Here is a 14,330-nt window from a genome sequence, read left to right as displayed (position 1 = left end):
CGCGTGACGACCGCACCGTACGGCGTTGCCTAGTCTGCCTGGCATGGAAGCGAACATCGAGGTCAGCGGGCTGCGCAAGCGGTTCGGCCCGGTCCTGGCCCTGGACGGGATGACGTTCACCGTGACGCCGGGGCACGTCACCGGCTTCGTCGGGCCGAACGGCGCGGGGAAGTCCACCACGATGCGGGTGATCCTCGGTCTGGACGCGGCCGACGAGGGCCACGCGTTGATCGGCGGGCAGCCGTATCGCACGCTGCGGAGGCCGTTGAGCCAGGTCGGGACGCTGCTGGACGCCGCCGCGCTGCAGCCGAGCCGGACCGGGCGCAATCATCTGCTCTGGCTGGCCCACTCCCAGGGCCTGACCGCGGGCCGGGTCGACGCCGTGGTCGAGCTGGTCGGGCTGGGATCCGCGGCGCGGCGGAAGGCGGGCGGTTACTCGCTGGGCATGCGGCAGCGGCTCGGCGTGGCGGCCGCCTTGCTCGGCGACCCGTCGGTGCTCATGCTCGACGAGCCGTTCAACGGCCTCGATCCGGAGGGGATCGTGTGGATGCGCGGGTTCCTGCGGTCGCTGGCCGCCGAGGGCCGTGCCGTGCTGGTGTCCAGCCATCTGATGAGCGAGCTTCAGGACACGGCCGGACATGTCGTGGTGGTCGGCCGGGGCCGGGTGGTCGCGGACGCGAGCGTGGCGGAGTTGATCGCGGCCGCGTCCGGCGACCGGGTGAGGTTACGGACCACGGCGCGGCCGGAGGCGATGACGGTGCTGGCGGACGCGGGGGCCACCGTCGCCGTCACCGATCGTGACACGCTCACCGTCGCCGGGCTGGCGGCCGAGCGTGTGGTGGGGCTGCTGACCGAGCACGGGGTGCCGTTCTCGGAGGTGGCCGGGCATCGGGCCACGCTGGAGGAGGCGTATATGGAGCTGACCAGGGACGCGGTCGAGTTCCGCGCGGACGGTGCGCGATGACGGGCCTGCTGCGCGGGGAGTGGACCAAGTTCAGGACGGTGCGCGGCTGGGTGCTCGGGATGGCGCTGGCGGCGCTGATCACCGTGCTGCTCGGGGTGTTCACGGCGTCCGGCAGTCACAGTTCCTGCTCGGGTCCTGAGGGCGATGTCTGCCCGGCCCTGCCGGTCGGCCCCGAGGGGCTGGCGGTGAACGACCGGTTCTCCTTCGCGCACCAGCCGCTGGACGGCGACGGCAGCGTCACCGCCCGGGTGGCGTCGCTGACCGGGATCATCACCTATCCGCCGCCGGATCACGACAAGATCGTGCCCGGCGTGGTGCCGTGGGCGAAGGCCGGAATCATGATCAAGGAAAGCGTCCGGCCGGGGTCCGCGTACGCGGCGATGATGCTCACCGGCGGTCATGGGGCGCGGATGCAGCACAACTACGAGCACGACGTGGCCGGTTCCCGGGAGGCGCGCTGGCTGCGGCTGACCCGCTCCGGCGACACGATCACCGGCGCCGAGTCGGCCGACGGCACCCACTGGACCACGGTCAGCACGGTCCGCCTGACCGGGTTGCAGAAGAATGCCCTGGTGGGGCTCTTCGTCGCCTCCCCGTGTGATCTGACCGTGACGCAAGGCGACCTCGGCGGAACCATCGGGAAGTGCCGGCTCACCCAGGCCACCGCCGTCTTCGACCACGTCAGCCTGGCCGGGAACCCGTGGACCTACGACGACCTCGGCGGCCAGGACGGCGCGCCCGCGCTCTCCCAGGGCACCTTCCGCGAGTCCGGCGGCACGTTCACCGTGTCCGGATCCGGCGATGTCGGGCCGTACGGGATCGAGGGGGCGATCGTCGAGCGCACCCTTTCGGGGGCGTACACGGGGCTGATCGTGGTGATCGTGGTGGCGGTGATGTTCATCACGGCCGAGTACCGGCGCGGGCTGATCCGCACCACCCTGCTGGCCAGCCCGCGCCGGGGGCGCGTGCTCGTCGCCAAGTCTCTGGTGATCGGCGTGGTCACGTTCGTCGTCGGCCTGATCGCCGCGGTCATCGCGGTTCCCCTGTGCAGCGGCATTCTCCGCGCGAACGGCAATCAGCTCCTGCCGGTGAGCACCTCCACCGAACTGCGCGTCGTGGTCGGGACCGCCGCGCTGCTGGCCGTCGCCGCCGTGCTGGCGCTCGCCATTGGCGCGTTGATCCGGCGCAGCGCGGTGGCCGTCATCACGGCCATCGCGGTGATCGTCGTCCCGCACGTCCTGACGACCGCGTCCGTTCTGCCGGCGGAGTTGTCGCAGTGGCTGCTGCGGGTGACCCCGGCCGCCGCGTTCGCGATCCAGCAGAGCATTCCCGAATATTTCCAGGTCGAAGGGCATTATGTGCCGCAGATGGGCTACTATCCGCTGGCGCCCTGGGCTGGTTTCGCGGTGCTCTGCGCCTATGCCCTGCTGGCTCTCGGCCTGGCCGTCCTCCTGCTCCGCCGGAGGGACGCGTGAAGCGCGAAATCCACGCCGAGTGGACGAAACTGCGCACGCTCGCGGGCACCGGCTGGGTGCTGCTGGCGATCCCGGTCCTGACCGTCGCCCTGGGCGCCGCGGCCGGTGCCGCCACCACCTGCGCCTCGGCGCGCTGCAATCACGACGTCGTCAAGCTCGCTCTCACCGGCGTGCAGCTGAGCCAGGTGGTCGTCGCGGTCCTCGCCGTGCTGGCGATCACCGGCGAGCACACCACCGGCCTGATCCGCACGACGTTCACAGCGATGCCCCGCAGGTTCACCGTCCTCGGCGCCAAGGCGGCCGTCCTCGCCGGTCCGACCCTGGTCGCGGCCATCGCCGGCGTGCTCGGGTCGGTGCTGGCCGGGCGGCTCATCCTGCCCGGCCGGGGCTTCACGCCCGCGCACGGCTACCCGCTGCTGTCCCTCACCGACGGCCTGGTTCTCCGCGCGGCGGCGGGCTCGGTTCTCTACCTCACCCTGATCGCCGTGCTCTGCCTCGGAGTCGCCGCGATCGTCCGTGACTCGGCGGCGGCCATGGGCGTCGTGCTCGGCCTGTTCTACCTCTTCCCGATCCTCATCCACCTGGTCTCCGACCCGGATTGGCAACGGCTGCTCTTCCGGATCTCCCCAACCAACGCCGGGCTGGCCATCCAGTCCAGCATGAACCTGGACCTTCTGCCGATCGGCCCGTGGCCAGGACTCGGCGTCCTCGCCGCCTGGGCCGCGGCCGCGCTCCTGGCCGGAGGCCTCCTGGTACGCCTCCGCGACGTCTGATCAGCTCCGCATGATCGGCTTCGAGGTGGCCGTGGAGGGTGCGGCCTTCCTGCAGCGTGTCGGCGGCGACATCGTCGCGCTCCGTCAGGGAAATCGGCGTGCCGAATAATCACCGGGACTCCGTCCTGGTCAAACGTCTCCGGTGTGGAGTTGCTTGGTCTCCCGGAATTCGAGCCGGCCGGACATCGCGAGTCAGGTGCCCGCGGTCACCGCCTTGAGCCCTGCGAACGACTCTCCGATGAACTGAGACAAGTCCTTCTGCCCAGCCGGTCGCTGATCCACCGCCAGGTCGTCCTTCTGCCCGGCCTGTTCGGTCCAACGCCGGAACGCGATCTTGAAGACGGCGATGCCCGCCTCCGCGGCAAGGCTCGCGGAGGCGTCGTCGACACCGCGCTGCCGCAACGCGTCGGCGAGCGCGGCCGACAGCGAGGCGAGTTTGATCAGCTCGCGTTCCTGCAGCTCGGCGTTGGCAGCGATGACGGCCTGGCGCCGGCGGGCATGCTCCTGGCGTTCCTGCAGCACGGCCGCGGCAGCCCCGAGGGCCGCCGCCACGGCTTCCATCGGGGTGGCGGGCTCGGGAACACGGGCGACTGTGTCCACGAGAAGCTCCTGCAGCGCCCTCGAACCCGCGAACAGCACTTCGCGCTTGTCCGTGTAGTGCCGGAAGAACGTCCGCTCCGTCAGCCCCGCCCGTTCGGCGATCTCCGCCACCGAGGTCCGTTCGAAGCCGCGCTCGAGGTAGAGCTCCAGTGCCGCCCGTTCGAGCCGGCCGCGCGCGTTCGGCTCCCATCGACCCATGTCCGGAATCCTACCTGATGACAGTGACTGACATCAGCTGCTACGGTGTGATGACAGTGACTGACATCGTTCGGTCGCCCGGCGCCCACCCGCGGCGCGAGGACGATCGGCCCACGCTGGAGGCTTACTCATGCGCGTTTTCGTCACCGGGGCATCCGGATGGATCGGCTCCGCACTCATACCCGAACTCATTGGCGCGGGTCACCAGGTCGTCGGGCTCGCCCGCTCGGGCGCCTCGGCCGCCGCCCTCACCAAGGCCGGGACCGAGGTGGTCCACGGCACGCTCGACGACCTCGACGTCCTGCGCGACGCGGCCGTCGCGTCGGACGGGGTGATCCACCTCGCGTTCAAGCACGAGATCGCCTTCCAGGGAGGCTTCCAGAGCGCCGCCGACGCGGACCGCCGCGCCGTCGAGACATTCGGGGAGGCCCTCGCCGGTTCCGCCCGACCGTTCGTGCTCGCATCCGGGCTGGTCGGACTCACCCCGGGCCGGGTGACCACCGAAGAGGACGGCCGCACGCCCGACGCGTTGCCCGCACACCTGACCGGCGGCCCGCAGACCCGGATGGGCACCGCACACCTGACCCTCGCCCTCGCCGACCGCAACATCCGCTCGTCCGTCGTACGGCTCCCGCCGACCGTGCACGGCGAGTGCGACCCCGGGTTCATGGCGGCTCTGGTCGGCATCGCCCGCGACAAGGGCGTCTCCGGCTACGTCGGCGACGGCTCCCAACGCTGGCCGGCCGCGCACCGTATCGACGCCGCACACCTGTTCCGGCTCGCCCTGGAGAGCGCCCCGGCCGGATCGGTCCTGCACGCGACCGCCGACCAGGGCGTGCCGATCCGCTCGATCGCCGAGGTCATCGGCCGCCACCTCAACCTGCGGACCCGCTCCGTCTCCCCCGACGAGGCGGCCGAGCACTTCACCTGGCTGTCGGGTTTCCTCGCCATCGACAGCCCCGCCTCCAGCGAACTGACCCGCGAACTGCTGGGCTGGCAACCGACCCAGCCGAGCCTGGTCGAGGACCTGGAGAAGGGCCACTACTTCCGTACCGACCGGCCCGCCTAGCTGTAGCCACCCAGCAGGCGGACACGGCCGAGCGGCGGACCGCGCTCGGCAATCAGGGCCCCGCTTCACCCCGATCAAAGTCCTCGGGCTCGGGCTGACACTGTCGGCGGCCGATCTCAAGAACGCCCCGCTCACCCTTGCCGCGGCCGCCTCGATCAGCTCGGCGGGGCTTCCCACGATCGCCTGGGCGGCCGGGGAGCCCTGATCATCGGCTCGGCTGTGGCGGGCCTGATACTGCTGGTGTCCGGCGGAGATCCAGCCGTCGACTCCACCGCGCCCGCATCCGGCGGAGATCAGGTCGTGGGCGCCACGGTTCCGGTCCTGGGCATCGGGCTGGCGTTGCTGTCAGCGGTCGGTTACGCGGGAACCATCCTGCTCGGCCGGGCCATCGGCACCGGCGACTCGGCCGGCAGCGCGCTGATCGGCTTCGCCGTGGGATCGCTGTGCCTGCTCCCGTTCGCGCTGGGTTCGGGACTCGGTCCCGAGGGCCGCTTCACGGTGACCGTCGTGATGCTGCCGGCCTACTTGGGCGTGGTTCCCAGCGCGCTAGCGTACGGGCTGTTCTTCGCCGAGGCTGAGGGTGGTCCCCTCGACCACCGCCTCGGTGGTCGCGCTGGTGGAACCGCTGGTGGCCACGGCCCTCGCGGTCGCTTTCCTCGGGGAACGCCTCACCGTCGCGGCCGTACTCGGCGGGCTGGTGCTGCTCGCGGCGGTGGTGTTCAGCGGGCCGCTGCCACGATCTCGGCCGTCGGGCCCCGCAGCTCCGGGCTGACCCGCTCGAACAGCACCGCGATGAGCACGCCGCCGAGCACCATCTGCACGGTCGTGCCGGTCCCGGGGGTCTGCTCCAGCTCGTTCTTCAGGTGGACGAGCGCCGACACCTGGGGTCAACACTGCCGCTTGTGCCGGACGGTGTTCTCTACTACGGTCATGTCTATGACTACTCATGGACATGACTAGCGGATGGCCTTGCGGCACGCGGTGCTCGTGGCACTGCTCGACGGTGAATACAGCGGCTACCAGCTGACCAAGATCTTCGATGTGGGGGTCGCCAACTTCTGGTATGCCGCTCCGCAGCAGCTGTACGCCGAGCTGGCCAAGCTGGAAGCAGACGGCCTGGTCGCGGGCCGGGAGGTGGCCCAGCAAGGCCGCCCCAACAAGCGGGTGTTCACGGTCACCGAGGCCGGTGTCGGCGAGCTGGCCGCCTTCGCCGCGGCGCCGCCGAAACCGCTGCTCATCCGTGACGACCTGGCCGTCAGAGTGCACGCCGTCGACCTGCTCGACCCCGCGCCCGTGATCGCCCAGCTCCACGAGCGGGCGGAGGAGGCCGCGGCCAAGCTCGCGTTGTTCGAGAAGATGCTCAGCCGCCTTCGTGGTGACCTGGACGAGGACTCGTTCCTGCGTGAGGGGGACCGCATCGGGCCGTACCTGTCCTGCCTGGGAGGATGCCGTCTGGAGCGGGAGATACGCGACTGGTGCCTGTACACCGCTGGCACGCTGAGCGAACGCGCCGCCCGTACCGGACGGGAACGGCCCTGATCGGGCACCCATCGATGAGGTTGAGGGCGCGTCAGTGGCGGGGTCGGACCATCGGACCGGCCACGATTGTCGCCGCGAGAGCCATTCGATGGTCCTTCGCCCAGGGCGGCCCAAGTGTTGCCCGCGGGCCGTACAGGATCTCGTCGGTCCGCTCAGCCAGGAATCTGGCCGCTAGGTTCTCCACGTTCTTGGCGTCATAGGCGTGGACGATCCAGCCGCGTGCGTGTGCGAGTTCGGCCAGGATCTGGCGGTACATGATGGAGTCGGCGTGGGACTCGTACGGTGCGCGTCGCTGGACGGCGATGTCTTCGGGGAAATCGAGAGGCCAGGCTCGGAGCGAAACCGAGACGATCGGTTCTCGCAGCGCGGATGCGAGTTCGTCCAGCGAAGCTGACGTCGCCCGGGCCGCCGACGCCCGCACCTGGGTTACCAGCTCCGAAATCGCGGCATCGTCGAGAGGTTTGCCTTCGTGGTGGATGGGCGCCGCCGCCATGCCGGGCTCGATCAGTTCGATCCGCCGGCGGTCCACCACCTGGTACTCGGCCGACGCCGTGACGGCCACGGCCCAGCCGAGATGATGGGCTATCCCCACACGCATGGCTTCGAGTATGCCCTCGTCCGCGCGTACACCTAAGTTCTGCGGGCGAGGACAAGCCGGCACCGCGGGCTGCCGTCCTCCCGTCGGCCCAGGGCCGTCAAGGGGACCGTCGTCACGGTGAATCCGGCCGCTGTCAGGTCGTTGCGAACCGCCTGCAGCCGGCAGGTGCCGTAGTACATGACGAACGGGGGACGCCACACGGCATTTCGCACCTGCATGGCCAGGTCGAATCCGAGCAGCGCCCAGTACCAGCGCGATGTGATGGGCAGGGGCGCGCCGATCGGGAAGGCGAAGAGCCCGTCAGGCCGTAACGCGCGGTACACCCCGGCGAAGAGCGAGGGCCGTTCGGCGGGCAGGAAGTGTCCGAGCGCTCCGAAGCTGACCGCGAGGTCGAAGGTCTCGGCGAAGGGCAGGGCTCGAACGTCGGCCTGTACCCACTCGGCGTCCGGGTGTGCTCGGCGCGCCTGCGCGAGCATGCCGGTGCTGAAGTCGACGCCCGTGGTCCGTCCTTGGCACAGGGGTTTGAGGATCCGCATGCCCGCGCCGGTGCCGCAGCACACGTCCAGTCCCTGCCCGAAGGGCCCGAGCGGGCGCAGCGCGTCGGCGGTTGCGTCAAGAACGCTATCGGAGGTGCGAAAGGGCGTGTGGTCGAACTTCGGGGCGAGCAGGTCGTAGCCCCGCTCGACCGAGGACAGCGCCTGGACCGTCAGTTCACGCAGCGAGGGGCCTTGAGGCGAGAACACCAGTAAAGGGTACTTCTCGGATGCCGGGCGAGCACCCCACGCCGTGCCCGGAATAAGCGGATGGCCGTGTTCACCGATCCGGACGGCCTGCTGAGCCCCGGACGGCGGATATTTCGTTCGACAGCCGGGAGTCGCCACTGGCACGATGAGCCCGATGTCCCGAGCGTAGTAACACATCGATCCCGCAGGGGATGGTCACCGACCATCACCCCTGTTCAGGCCGCGTCCAATCGATCTGATGTGTTTACAAGGGACTCATTTCATGCAACTTCACGAATATGCGCGTTACGACGCTGTCGGCCTCCGCGACCTGATCAGAGCGGGCGAGGTCACCGCCGATGAGGTCGAGGCCGTCGCGCGGGAAGCCATCGCGATCGCGAACGCCGAGCTGAACGGGCTGGCGTTACCGCCGTTCAGCCCGGCGCTGCACCACGCCGCGGACGGCCCGCTGGCCGGGGTGCCATTCCTGATCAAGGACCACGGGCCGGTGGCGGAGGGCGTGCCGTTCTTCCTCGGCAGCCGGGCCATCCCGGGGATCCTCGCCCAGCGCGACACGGATCTCATGGCCCGCTTCCGGGCCGCGGGCCTGGTCACGCTCGGCCTGACCGCCGTACCTGAACTGGTGCTCAGCTTCGCCACCGAGTCGCTCCGGTACGGGCCGACCCACAACCCGTGGGATCGGGACCGCGGGGTGGGCGGGTCGAGCGGTGGCGCCGCCGCCATGATCGCCGCCGGCGCCGTCCCGCTCGCCCACGCCAGCGACGGCGCCGGTTCCATCCGGGTGCCCGCCTCCTGCTGCGGTCTGGTCGGGCTGAAACCCAGCCGAGGGCGCGTGCCGTGCGGGCCTGACCTGGGCGAACCGATGCTGGGCATGGCGTACGAATTCGCGCTGACGCGCACCGTCCGCGATGCCGCCCACCTGCTGGACGCGGTCCAGGGGCCCGGCATCGGAGACAAGTACACCGCTCCTCCCCCACGCGGCCGGTACGCCGGCGAACGCGAGCCCGGCCCGCTGCGAGTCGCCGTGACCACCGAACCCTGGTCCGGCACGAGCGTCGACGGCGAGGTGGCCCAGGCGGTGATCCAGACCGGTCGCATGATGGAACGGCTGGGCCATTCCGTCATGGCGGACCGGCCGGAACTCAGCTGGGACGACGTCCTGGCGAGCTGCGTGGCCGAAGGGGTCGCCATCGCCTCGATGCTGCTCCGGGCGCCCAGGCAACCCGACCCGGCCCAGCTCGAAGCGGTCTCCCGGCAACTGCTCAGCCTGGCGAGCGAGTACACGGCGCTGGACATGATGAGCGCCTTCGACGCCCAGAACCGGGTGACCAGATCGGTGGCCACGTTCTTCACCCGATACGACCTGCTCATCACCCCGACCCTGGGGCGGCTCCCCGCACTCCACGGCACCCTGCGCTACAACGACCCCAGCCACACCTTCACCACGTGGCTGGACTCGATGTTCGACTACAGCCCGTTCACGATGGTCTTCAACGTCTCCGGCCACCCGGCGATCAGCCTGCCCCTGGGCCACAGCGCCACCGGCCTGCCGATCGGCGTCCAGCTAATCGCCCCGTACGGCCGCGAGGACCTCCTCTTCCAAACCGCCACCCAACTGGAACACGCCATGCCCTGGGACCATCGCGTCCCCGGCTTCTCCATCAGGAACCACTAGCCTCCCGGGCGGGTCACCTCATCGAGGGTGATCCTCCCATCACATATGAGCCGGGCCCCGCTCCTGTTCATGGGAGCGAGGGCCCGGGAAGCACCCGCACCGGGTCAGAACTCGCCGTGCACCGTGTTGCTGTTCACGGACCGGAGGGTGCTCCCCGACAGGTTGAGCAGGCGGGCCTCGACGAAGATGTCGTCGACGTCGCCTTCGTACCAGCGCGAGTCCTCGTTGAGCGTCGTGCCGCGCTTGAAGTAGTAGTACGTGTGGAGTTCCATGCCCCGGAAGGTGACGTCGTAGTTCTTGAAGGAGTCGGGCCCGTAGCGGACATCGTTGATCTTGTCCTCGCCCCAGACCCTGAGGACGATCGGGTGGCCGGTGTTCTTCAACTGCTGGGCCTGGTATGGGGTCATGCTGATCACGACATCGATGTTGACCTTGAAGTAATCTCCTGGCTGCTTGGTGATGGCGATGACCGCCGTGTTGGCCGCGGCGTTCGCCGGAGTGACGGCGAGCCCGAGTCCGGCGAAGGCCATGACGGCACCCAGCGCGACGCCGCGCCCGAGCCGCGAGATGTTCTTATTCATGAGTTCCCCTAAGAAGGATGAGTCGTTTTACCTCCTTAAGCGTTCCGCGCCGTTCCCACCGCAGGACATCCCGTTCCATTTCGGGAGCGGCCGGTGGAACTCCCACTGACGTCACAGCGCGCCCAACGAACGCAGGGATATTTCCTAAGAGTCCGGTCACATCATGATCGGCAGGCTGCGGTCCAGGCCGGTGATGCGCAGAATCCTGGTGAGGGACGGGCGGATCCCGGTCAGGGCGAGGGTGACGCCCTGGGCTCGGGCGCGGTTCCGGATGCCGACCAGCACGCCCAGGCCGGAGGCATCGCAGAACGACACGTCCGACATGTCCAGGATCAGCATGCTGGTGCTGTAGCGCAGGGCGCTCAATAGTCGCAGGCGTAGGGCCTTGGTGGTGAAGATGTCGATGTCGCCGTGCAGGCGAATGGTCGTGGGCGCCGACGGGCCGGCTCTGGCGAGCGGGGCGATGTCGATAACGGTCATATCGGTTCTCCGATCGGAGAAAGAGAGGCTAGGTGCGGCTCGTCCTCGGCGGTCACGACGGCGGGCAGGTGCGCGATCGTGGGAGGGTCGGCCGGGGCGAAGCCGGTGAGTTTGAGCGCTGCCTCGGCGGGGCGGCCGGCGGTGCCCGCCGGGATGACCAGCAGCCTGATGGGTTCGGCACCCGCGAGAATCAAGGTGATCACATGCGGATCGCCGCTCTGGAAGGAGCCGATCCTGACCTGACGTCCCCGGGCCGGGATGCGCCGTGGGATGTGGTCCCAGGCGTCCGCGTACACGCTGAGACGCAGCGTGGTCCGGCCGATCCGCTGATCGACGGCGGTGATGAGGCCGGGCAGTTCGGCGGCGGCGTCACGGGAGTAGGGCCACCAGGCCCCGTCCACGGCCGCTCGCCGGTCTGGTACGGCGTTCAGGCTGAGCCGGATCGCGGAATCGACGGCCGGGACCGCGGATGTGACGGAACTCAGCGGCTTAAGATGCGAGAGAATCGTGGGCGTCATGGTCGTCTGACCCGTCCGTGCCCGAATAGGGCCCGATGCCGTCTATCGCCGCGGGCGACGCCGACTTGAGTGCCAACGCACGAGATGTCCTCGGTGTCCCTAGTATACCTCGTCCATTCGTGCAGCTCCTTGCGCCTGGTGACGACCACCGGGCTGAGCCAACCTTTTGCGTCGTGGGTGGCGTTGTAACGGGCGAGAGGAGACAGGGTGAATCGCAATGACAGCTTTCGTGAGTTCGTCGCCACGCACCAGCGGTCGCTGATTCGTACGGCCTACCTGCTCACCGGGGACGCCCACCTGGCCGAGGACCTGCTGCAGAGCGTCCTGGCCAAACTGGTAGGGCGGTGGCCGAAGGTGGCGCGCCTGGAGCACCCGGAGGCCTACGCGCGTAAGGCGTTGCTCAACCAGCACATCTCCTGGCGCCGGCGCCGTACGGCGAGCGAATTACCGAGCGCGGCCCCACCCGAGCACGCGTACTGGACGGAGGACCGCGCCGTCGTCCGGATCGTGATGCGCCAGGCGCTGATGCGGCTGGCCCCCCGGCAGCGCGCCGTGATCATCTTGCGCTTCTACGAGGATCGCACCGAGCGCGAGACCGCCGACCCGCTGGGCTGCTCGCTCGGGACCGTCAAGAGCCAGGCCCACCACGCGCTGGCCCGCCTGCGCGAGCTCGCCCCCGAGCTGGCGCCCAAATTCGAGGAACTGGACCGACTCGCGATTCAGGAGGCACGCCGATGACCTGGCTGCGGGGTGTGCTCGCCGACATCGCCGACGACTCCCCTCACGTGGACCTCGCCGACGAGGCGATCAGAATCTACGAGCGCAGGCGGCGGACCGGCGCCGCGCTGATCGCGGCGGCCACGGTCGCCGTCATCGTGCTGGGCGCGACGGCCACGGTGCGCCTGCTGCCGGGCGGGAGCGAGAAGGACCAGGTGTCCACGCCGGGCAGGGTCGAGAACCTGCCCGCGAAGGGGGTGGGGCCGTTGAGTCACGCGTACCGGACCTTCTGCAATCCGATCACCGGCAAGGCTCCCGGCGACTGCCGGGTGGGCGCCTGGCGGGTGGTCACGACGGCCGGGCAGACCTACCACCTCGACCAGGCGCTGCCCGCGATCAACTACCACGACGGTGTCTCGGGCATCGGAGACAGCAAGGTGGCGATCAGCGCCGACGGGGGAAAGATCGCCTACTACGCCCCGAAGGTGGGCACTTTCCAGGTCCGCGACCTGGCTTCCGGTCAGCTCACGACGGCTCCGGTCAAGATCCCCCGGGCCTGGCTGGGCAGCATCATGAGCCTGCTGCTGTCGGCCGACGGCCGCTTCCTGGCCTTCACCAAGAATCCCGCGCTGGACGACCCGGCCATGCTCCTCGACATGCGCGAGGGAATGGTCCGCCCGCTGCCCAACGGCTGGACCCCGGTCGGCCTGACCGCGGACGGCGACACCATGACCATGGTGGACTACTCCCCCAAAGCCCGGCTGCAGACGATGACCCGGCTCTGGAAGACCGCCACCGCGGGCAACAGCAGCACGGTCAGCCTGCCGAAGAACTACCGTTTCAGCCCGCTGGCGCCCGGCGGCACGATGATCGCCGCGATGGAGAACCGGGTGACGCAGTCCGACTCCTGTGTGCCCACCCCGCTTGTTCAGATGGACGCCAAGACCGGCCGGATCCTGCGGAAGGTCGAGGTGCGCGGCCTGCCCATGGACACGCACAACATCTCGCTGCGCACCTGGCTGAGCCCGACCGAGGTGACCGCTTTGGCGGAGCCCAACCAGTTCTGTCGCACCGGCAAACCCTCCGTCCCCGACGGGCCCAATCCTCGTCCTGACCCGCCGTACGAGACGGTCACCTCGTACGCGCTGAACGTCCAGACCGGTCAGGCCCGCAAGCTCCCCGCCACCTACCGCGTTCAGGAGCTGTTCGGCCTGGTGCTCCCCGGCGCGCCGGGAGCGCTGTGACCGTCGGTGAGCTGCTCGGGCACCGGGGCGCCGAGGAACTCCAGCAGGGCGGCGACCTCGTGGTCCAGCTCGATCCCGACGGCGGTGATCGCGGGGTCGCCGAACCCGCCGAACTGGGCGCTCGGCCGGTCGATGGCGAAACGCGTCACACCCTCCGCGTCCTGGTAGATCTCCGTCCGTAGCGGGGCGTACAGCATGACGGCGGGGTCGTGGTGGAACATCCGCTGCGCGATGGTGTGGTTGCCCATGAGGTACTGCACGCTGCGCCACCGATCACCGGCCAGGCGCAGGAGCGCGGTGTTGTCGAAACTCCAGTAGATGAGGAAGCCGTGCGGCGCGTTCTGGTCGGTGGCGCGCTGCACGGTGGACCAGTCCGCGTCCTCTTCCATGAACTGCTCGAACAGCGGCGTGTCCAGGGCGGGGACCGCGCGTTCGTATCTCTCCCGGAACTCCTCGAACGGCGCGCCGGTGTCGACGATCAGCCGGTGGGCCTCGTATGCCACGTCGGCGACGGGGCTTGCCATCGGATCTCCCCCTTCGGTTCGTACGCGGGGGGACTGGCTTTCACAATGAAAGCTATTCTTCGAGCGTACCTCTGGGCGAGCGGATCAGCAGGGTCGCCACCACCTCGTCGGGGCCGACCGTGCAGTACACATGCGGCACGTCGGCCCGCCAGGAGATGTGCTCGCCCGGCGCGGCCAGCAGCGGCGCGTCGGCCGGCCCGGCGCGCAGCACGCCCTCGTAGACCGTCACGTGCTCGGTGACGCCTGGCGCGTGCGGCGGCGACTGCTGGAGGACGCCGGGGCGTACCCGCACGCGCAGCAGCTCGAACGTCACGCCCTGCTCCTCGAAGACCTCAAGCAGGGTGGCCGTCACGGCGGCGCCGCGCACGTCGGCGGCTTCCCCGGGCGGTGCGCCGGGCTCCAGGACAAGCGCCGTCAGCGGTACGCCCAGCGCCCCCGCCACCGCGTAGAGCGTCTCCAACGTGGGATTGCGGGAGCCGAGCTCCAGGCCGGACAGCGTGGCCTTACCGATCCCGGCACTGCGGGCCAGCGCCGACAGCGAGATCCCGCGCGCCTCCCGCAACCGCCGCAGCCGGCTCCCGACACCCGCCTCACGCTCGTCCACCGGGCCATCGTGACATGGCGGGCTTGTC

General features: G+C 69.7%; 18 protein-coding genes. 8 read left to right on the top strand and 10 right to left on the bottom strand.

Annotated elements, in window-relative coordinates; genetic code table 11:
• Window positions 1-43 precede the first annotated feature (43 nt).
• From ABGB08_RS03270 to ABGB08_RS03260, 3 genes are read left to right on the top strand one after another with little or no spacing between them, the layout of a single operon-like run.
• Window positions 44-964, top strand: a complete 921-nt coding sequence (locus tag ABGB08_RS03270) for an ATP-binding cassette domain-containing protein (protein ID WP_347586050.1) — start codon at window positions 44-46, stop codon at window positions 962-964.
• Window positions 961-2,439: an ABC transporter permease subunit gene (locus tag ABGB08_RS03265; protein WP_347586048.1), complete on the top strand. Its 1,479-nt coding sequence runs from the start codon at window positions 961-963 to the stop codon at window positions 2,437-2,439. Before ABGB08_RS03270 ends, ABGB08_RS03265 begins: the two co-directional genes overlap by 4 nt.
• Window positions 2,436-3,212 (top strand): ABC transporter permease, encoded by a 777-nt coding sequence (locus tag ABGB08_RS03260; protein ID WP_347586046.1) that lies wholly within the window; start codon window positions 2,436-2,438, stop codon window positions 3,210-3,212. Before ABGB08_RS03265 ends, ABGB08_RS03260 begins: the two co-directional genes overlap by 4 nt.
• 192 nt (window positions 3,213-3,404) lie before the next feature.
• Here the strand turns inward: ABGB08_RS03260 and ABGB08_RS03255 are convergent, their stop codons facing one another.
• Window positions 3,405-4,010 carry a TetR family transcriptional regulator gene (locus tag ABGB08_RS03255; protein WP_347586044.1) on the bottom strand — a complete coding sequence of 202 codons (606 nt, stop codon included), beginning with the start codon at window positions 4,008-4,010 and terminating at the stop codon, window positions 3,405-3,407.
• Window positions 4,011-4,140: 130 nt separating this feature from the next.
• On the opposite strand from ABGB08_RS03255, the gene ABGB08_RS03250 reads away from it, so the two are divergent.
• Window positions 4,141-5,079 carry an SDR family oxidoreductase gene (locus ABGB08_RS03250; protein ID WP_347586042.1) on the top strand — a complete coding sequence of 313 codons (939 nt, stop codon included), beginning with the start codon at window positions 4,141-4,143 and terminating at the stop codon, window positions 5,077-5,079.
• A 546-nt stretch (window positions 5,080-5,625) separates the two neighbouring features.
• On the opposite strand, the gene ABGB08_RS03245 is transcribed toward ABGB08_RS03250, so the two are convergent.
• Entirely contained in the window at window positions 5,626-5,751 is a 126-nt protein-coding gene (locus ABGB08_RS03245; protein ID WP_347586040.1) for a hypothetical protein, read from the bottom strand.
• Between the two features lie 47 nt (window positions 5,752-5,798).
• Complete coding sequence (locus ABGB08_RS03240) at window positions 5,799-5,960, bottom strand: hypothetical protein (protein WP_347586038.1); 162 nt, start codon at window positions 5,958-5,960, stop codon at window positions 5,799-5,801.
• Window positions 5,961-6,042: 82 nt separating this feature from the next.
• Here ABGB08_RS03240 and ABGB08_RS03235 point away from each other — a divergent pair, with 82 nt between their 5' ends.
• Window positions 6,043-6,618, top strand: coding sequence for a PadR family transcriptional regulator (locus tag ABGB08_RS03235; RefSeq protein ID WP_347586036.1), 576 nt, complete (start codon window positions 6,043-6,045; stop codon window positions 6,616-6,618).
• A gap of 31 nt (window positions 6,619-6,649) precedes the next feature.
• Here the strand turns inward: ABGB08_RS03235 and ABGB08_RS03230 are convergent, their stop codons facing one another.
• Together ABGB08_RS03230 and ABGB08_RS03225 are read right to left on the bottom strand one after the other, a co-directional pair.
• Entirely contained in the window at window positions 6,650-7,216 is a 567-nt protein-coding gene (locus tag ABGB08_RS03230) for a hypothetical protein (protein WP_347586034.1), read from the bottom strand.
• A gap of 32 nt (window positions 7,217-7,248) precedes the next feature.
• Window positions 7,249-7,959, bottom strand: a complete 711-nt coding sequence (locus ABGB08_RS03225) for a class I SAM-dependent methyltransferase (RefSeq protein ID WP_347586032.1) — start codon at window positions 7,957-7,959, stop codon at window positions 7,249-7,251.
• A gap of 262 nt (window positions 7,960-8,221) precedes the next feature.
• Between ABGB08_RS03225 and ABGB08_RS03220 the strand changes: the two genes are divergently transcribed.
• Window positions 8,222-9,634, top strand: a complete 1,413-nt coding sequence (locus ABGB08_RS03220; RefSeq protein ID WP_347586030.1) for an amidase family protein — start codon at window positions 8,222-8,224, stop codon at window positions 9,632-9,634.
• A 104-nt stretch (window positions 9,635-9,738) separates the two neighbouring features.
• On the opposite strand, the gene ABGB08_RS03215 is transcribed toward ABGB08_RS03220, so the two are convergent.
• From ABGB08_RS03215 to ABGB08_RS03205, 3 genes are all read right to left on the bottom strand, one after another.
• Window positions 9,739-10,215, bottom strand: a complete 477-nt coding sequence (locus ABGB08_RS03215) for a hypothetical protein (RefSeq protein ID WP_347586027.1) — start codon at window positions 10,213-10,215, stop codon at window positions 9,739-9,741.
• A gap of 156 nt (window positions 10,216-10,371) precedes the next feature.
• Window positions 10,372-10,695, bottom strand: coding sequence for an STAS domain-containing protein (locus ABGB08_RS03210; RefSeq protein ID WP_155355887.1), 324 nt, complete (start codon window positions 10,693-10,695; stop codon window positions 10,372-10,374).
• Complete coding sequence (locus tag ABGB08_RS03205) at window positions 10,692-11,213, bottom strand: DUF5994 family protein (protein ID WP_347586024.1); 522 nt, start codon at window positions 11,211-11,213, stop codon at window positions 10,692-10,694. Before ABGB08_RS03205 ends, ABGB08_RS03210 begins: the two co-directional genes overlap by 4 nt.
• Window positions 11,214-11,420: 207 nt before the next feature.
• Here ABGB08_RS03205 and ABGB08_RS03200 point away from each other — a divergent pair, with 207 nt between their 5' ends.
• Both ABGB08_RS03200 and ABGB08_RS03195 read left to right on the top strand, forming a co-directional pair.
• The gene (locus tag ABGB08_RS03200) at window positions 11,421-11,951 is read left to right on the top strand and encodes a SigE family RNA polymerase sigma factor (RefSeq protein WP_347586022.1); all 531 of its coding nucleotides are present in this window, start codon (window positions 11,421-11,423) and stop codon (window positions 11,949-11,951) included.
• Window positions 11,948-13,174 carry a hypothetical protein gene (locus ABGB08_RS03195; protein ID WP_347586020.1) on the top strand — a complete coding sequence of 409 codons (1,227 nt, stop codon included), beginning with the start codon at window positions 11,948-11,950 and terminating at the stop codon, window positions 13,172-13,174. Before ABGB08_RS03200 ends, ABGB08_RS03195 begins: the two co-directional genes overlap by 4 nt.
• Here the strand turns inward: ABGB08_RS03195 and ABGB08_RS03190 are convergent.
• On the bottom strand, window positions 13,126-13,698 hold the full coding sequence (locus tag ABGB08_RS03190; RefSeq protein WP_347586018.1) for a DUF302 domain-containing protein: 573 nt from the start codon (window positions 13,696-13,698) through the stop codon (window positions 13,126-13,128). The two genes, ABGB08_RS03195 and ABGB08_RS03190, sit on opposite strands and share 49 nt — an antisense overlap.
• 52 nt (window positions 13,699-13,750) lie before the next feature.
• On the bottom strand, window positions 13,751-14,302 hold the full coding sequence (locus tag ABGB08_RS03185) for an XRE family transcriptional regulator (protein ID WP_347586016.1): 552 nt from the start codon (window positions 14,300-14,302) through the stop codon (window positions 13,751-13,753).
• Between the last annotated feature and the right edge of the window lie 28 nt (window positions 14,303-14,330).

The sequence above is a fragment of the Acrocarpospora sp. B8E8 genome (genome assembly GCF_039871605.1).
Classification (GTDB): Bacteria; Actinomycetota; Actinomycetes; order Streptosporangiales; family Streptosporangiaceae; genus Acrocarpospora; species Acrocarpospora macrocephala.
Note: the sequence above shows the minus strand (reverse complement) of the source record. Positions and strands in the feature narration are given on the sequence as shown.

Coding starts and splice junctions, on each gene's coding strand:
- ABGB08_RS03235 (WP_347586036.1), top strand. CDS start 6,043: ATGGCCTTGCGGCACGCGGTGCTCGTGGCACTGCTCGACGGTGAATAC.
- ABGB08_RS03205 (WP_347586024.1), bottom strand. CDS start 11,213: ATGACGCCCACGATTCTCTCGCATCTTAAGCCGCTGAGTTCCGTCACA.
- ABGB08_RS03270 (WP_347586050.1), top strand. CDS start 44: ATGGAAGCGAACATCGAGGTCAGCGGGCTGCGCAAGCGGTTCGGCCCG.
- ABGB08_RS03265 (WP_347586048.1), top strand. CDS start 961: ATGACGGGCCTGCTGCGCGGGGAGTGGACCAAGTTCAGGACGGTGCGC.
- ABGB08_RS03190 (WP_347586018.1), bottom strand. CDS start 13,698: ATGGCAAGCCCCGTCGCCGACGTGGCATACGAGGCCCACCGGCTGATC.
- ABGB08_RS03210 (WP_155355887.1), bottom strand. CDS start 10,695: ATGACCGTTATCGACATCGCCCCGCTCGCCAGAGCCGGCCCGTCGGCG.
- ABGB08_RS03250 (WP_347586042.1), top strand. CDS start 4,141: ATGCGCGTTTTCGTCACCGGGGCATCCGGATGGATCGGCTCCGCACTC.
- ABGB08_RS03220 (WP_347586030.1), top strand. CDS start 8,222: ATGCAACTTCACGAATATGCGCGTTACGACGCTGTCGGCCTCCGCGAC.
- ABGB08_RS03195 (WP_347586020.1), top strand. CDS start 11,948: ATGACCTGGCTGCGGGGTGTGCTCGCCGACATCGCCGACGACTCCCCT.
- ABGB08_RS03230 (WP_347586034.1), bottom strand. CDS start 7,216: ATGCGTGTGGGGATAGCCCATCATCTCGGCTGGGCCGTGGCCGTCACG.
- ABGB08_RS03215 (WP_347586027.1), bottom strand. CDS start 10,215: ATGAATAAGAACATCTCGCGGCTCGGGCGCGGCGTCGCGCTGGGTGCC.
- ABGB08_RS03255 (WP_347586044.1), bottom strand. CDS start 4,010: ATGGGTCGATGGGAGCCGAACGCGCGCGGCCGGCTCGAACGGGCGGCA.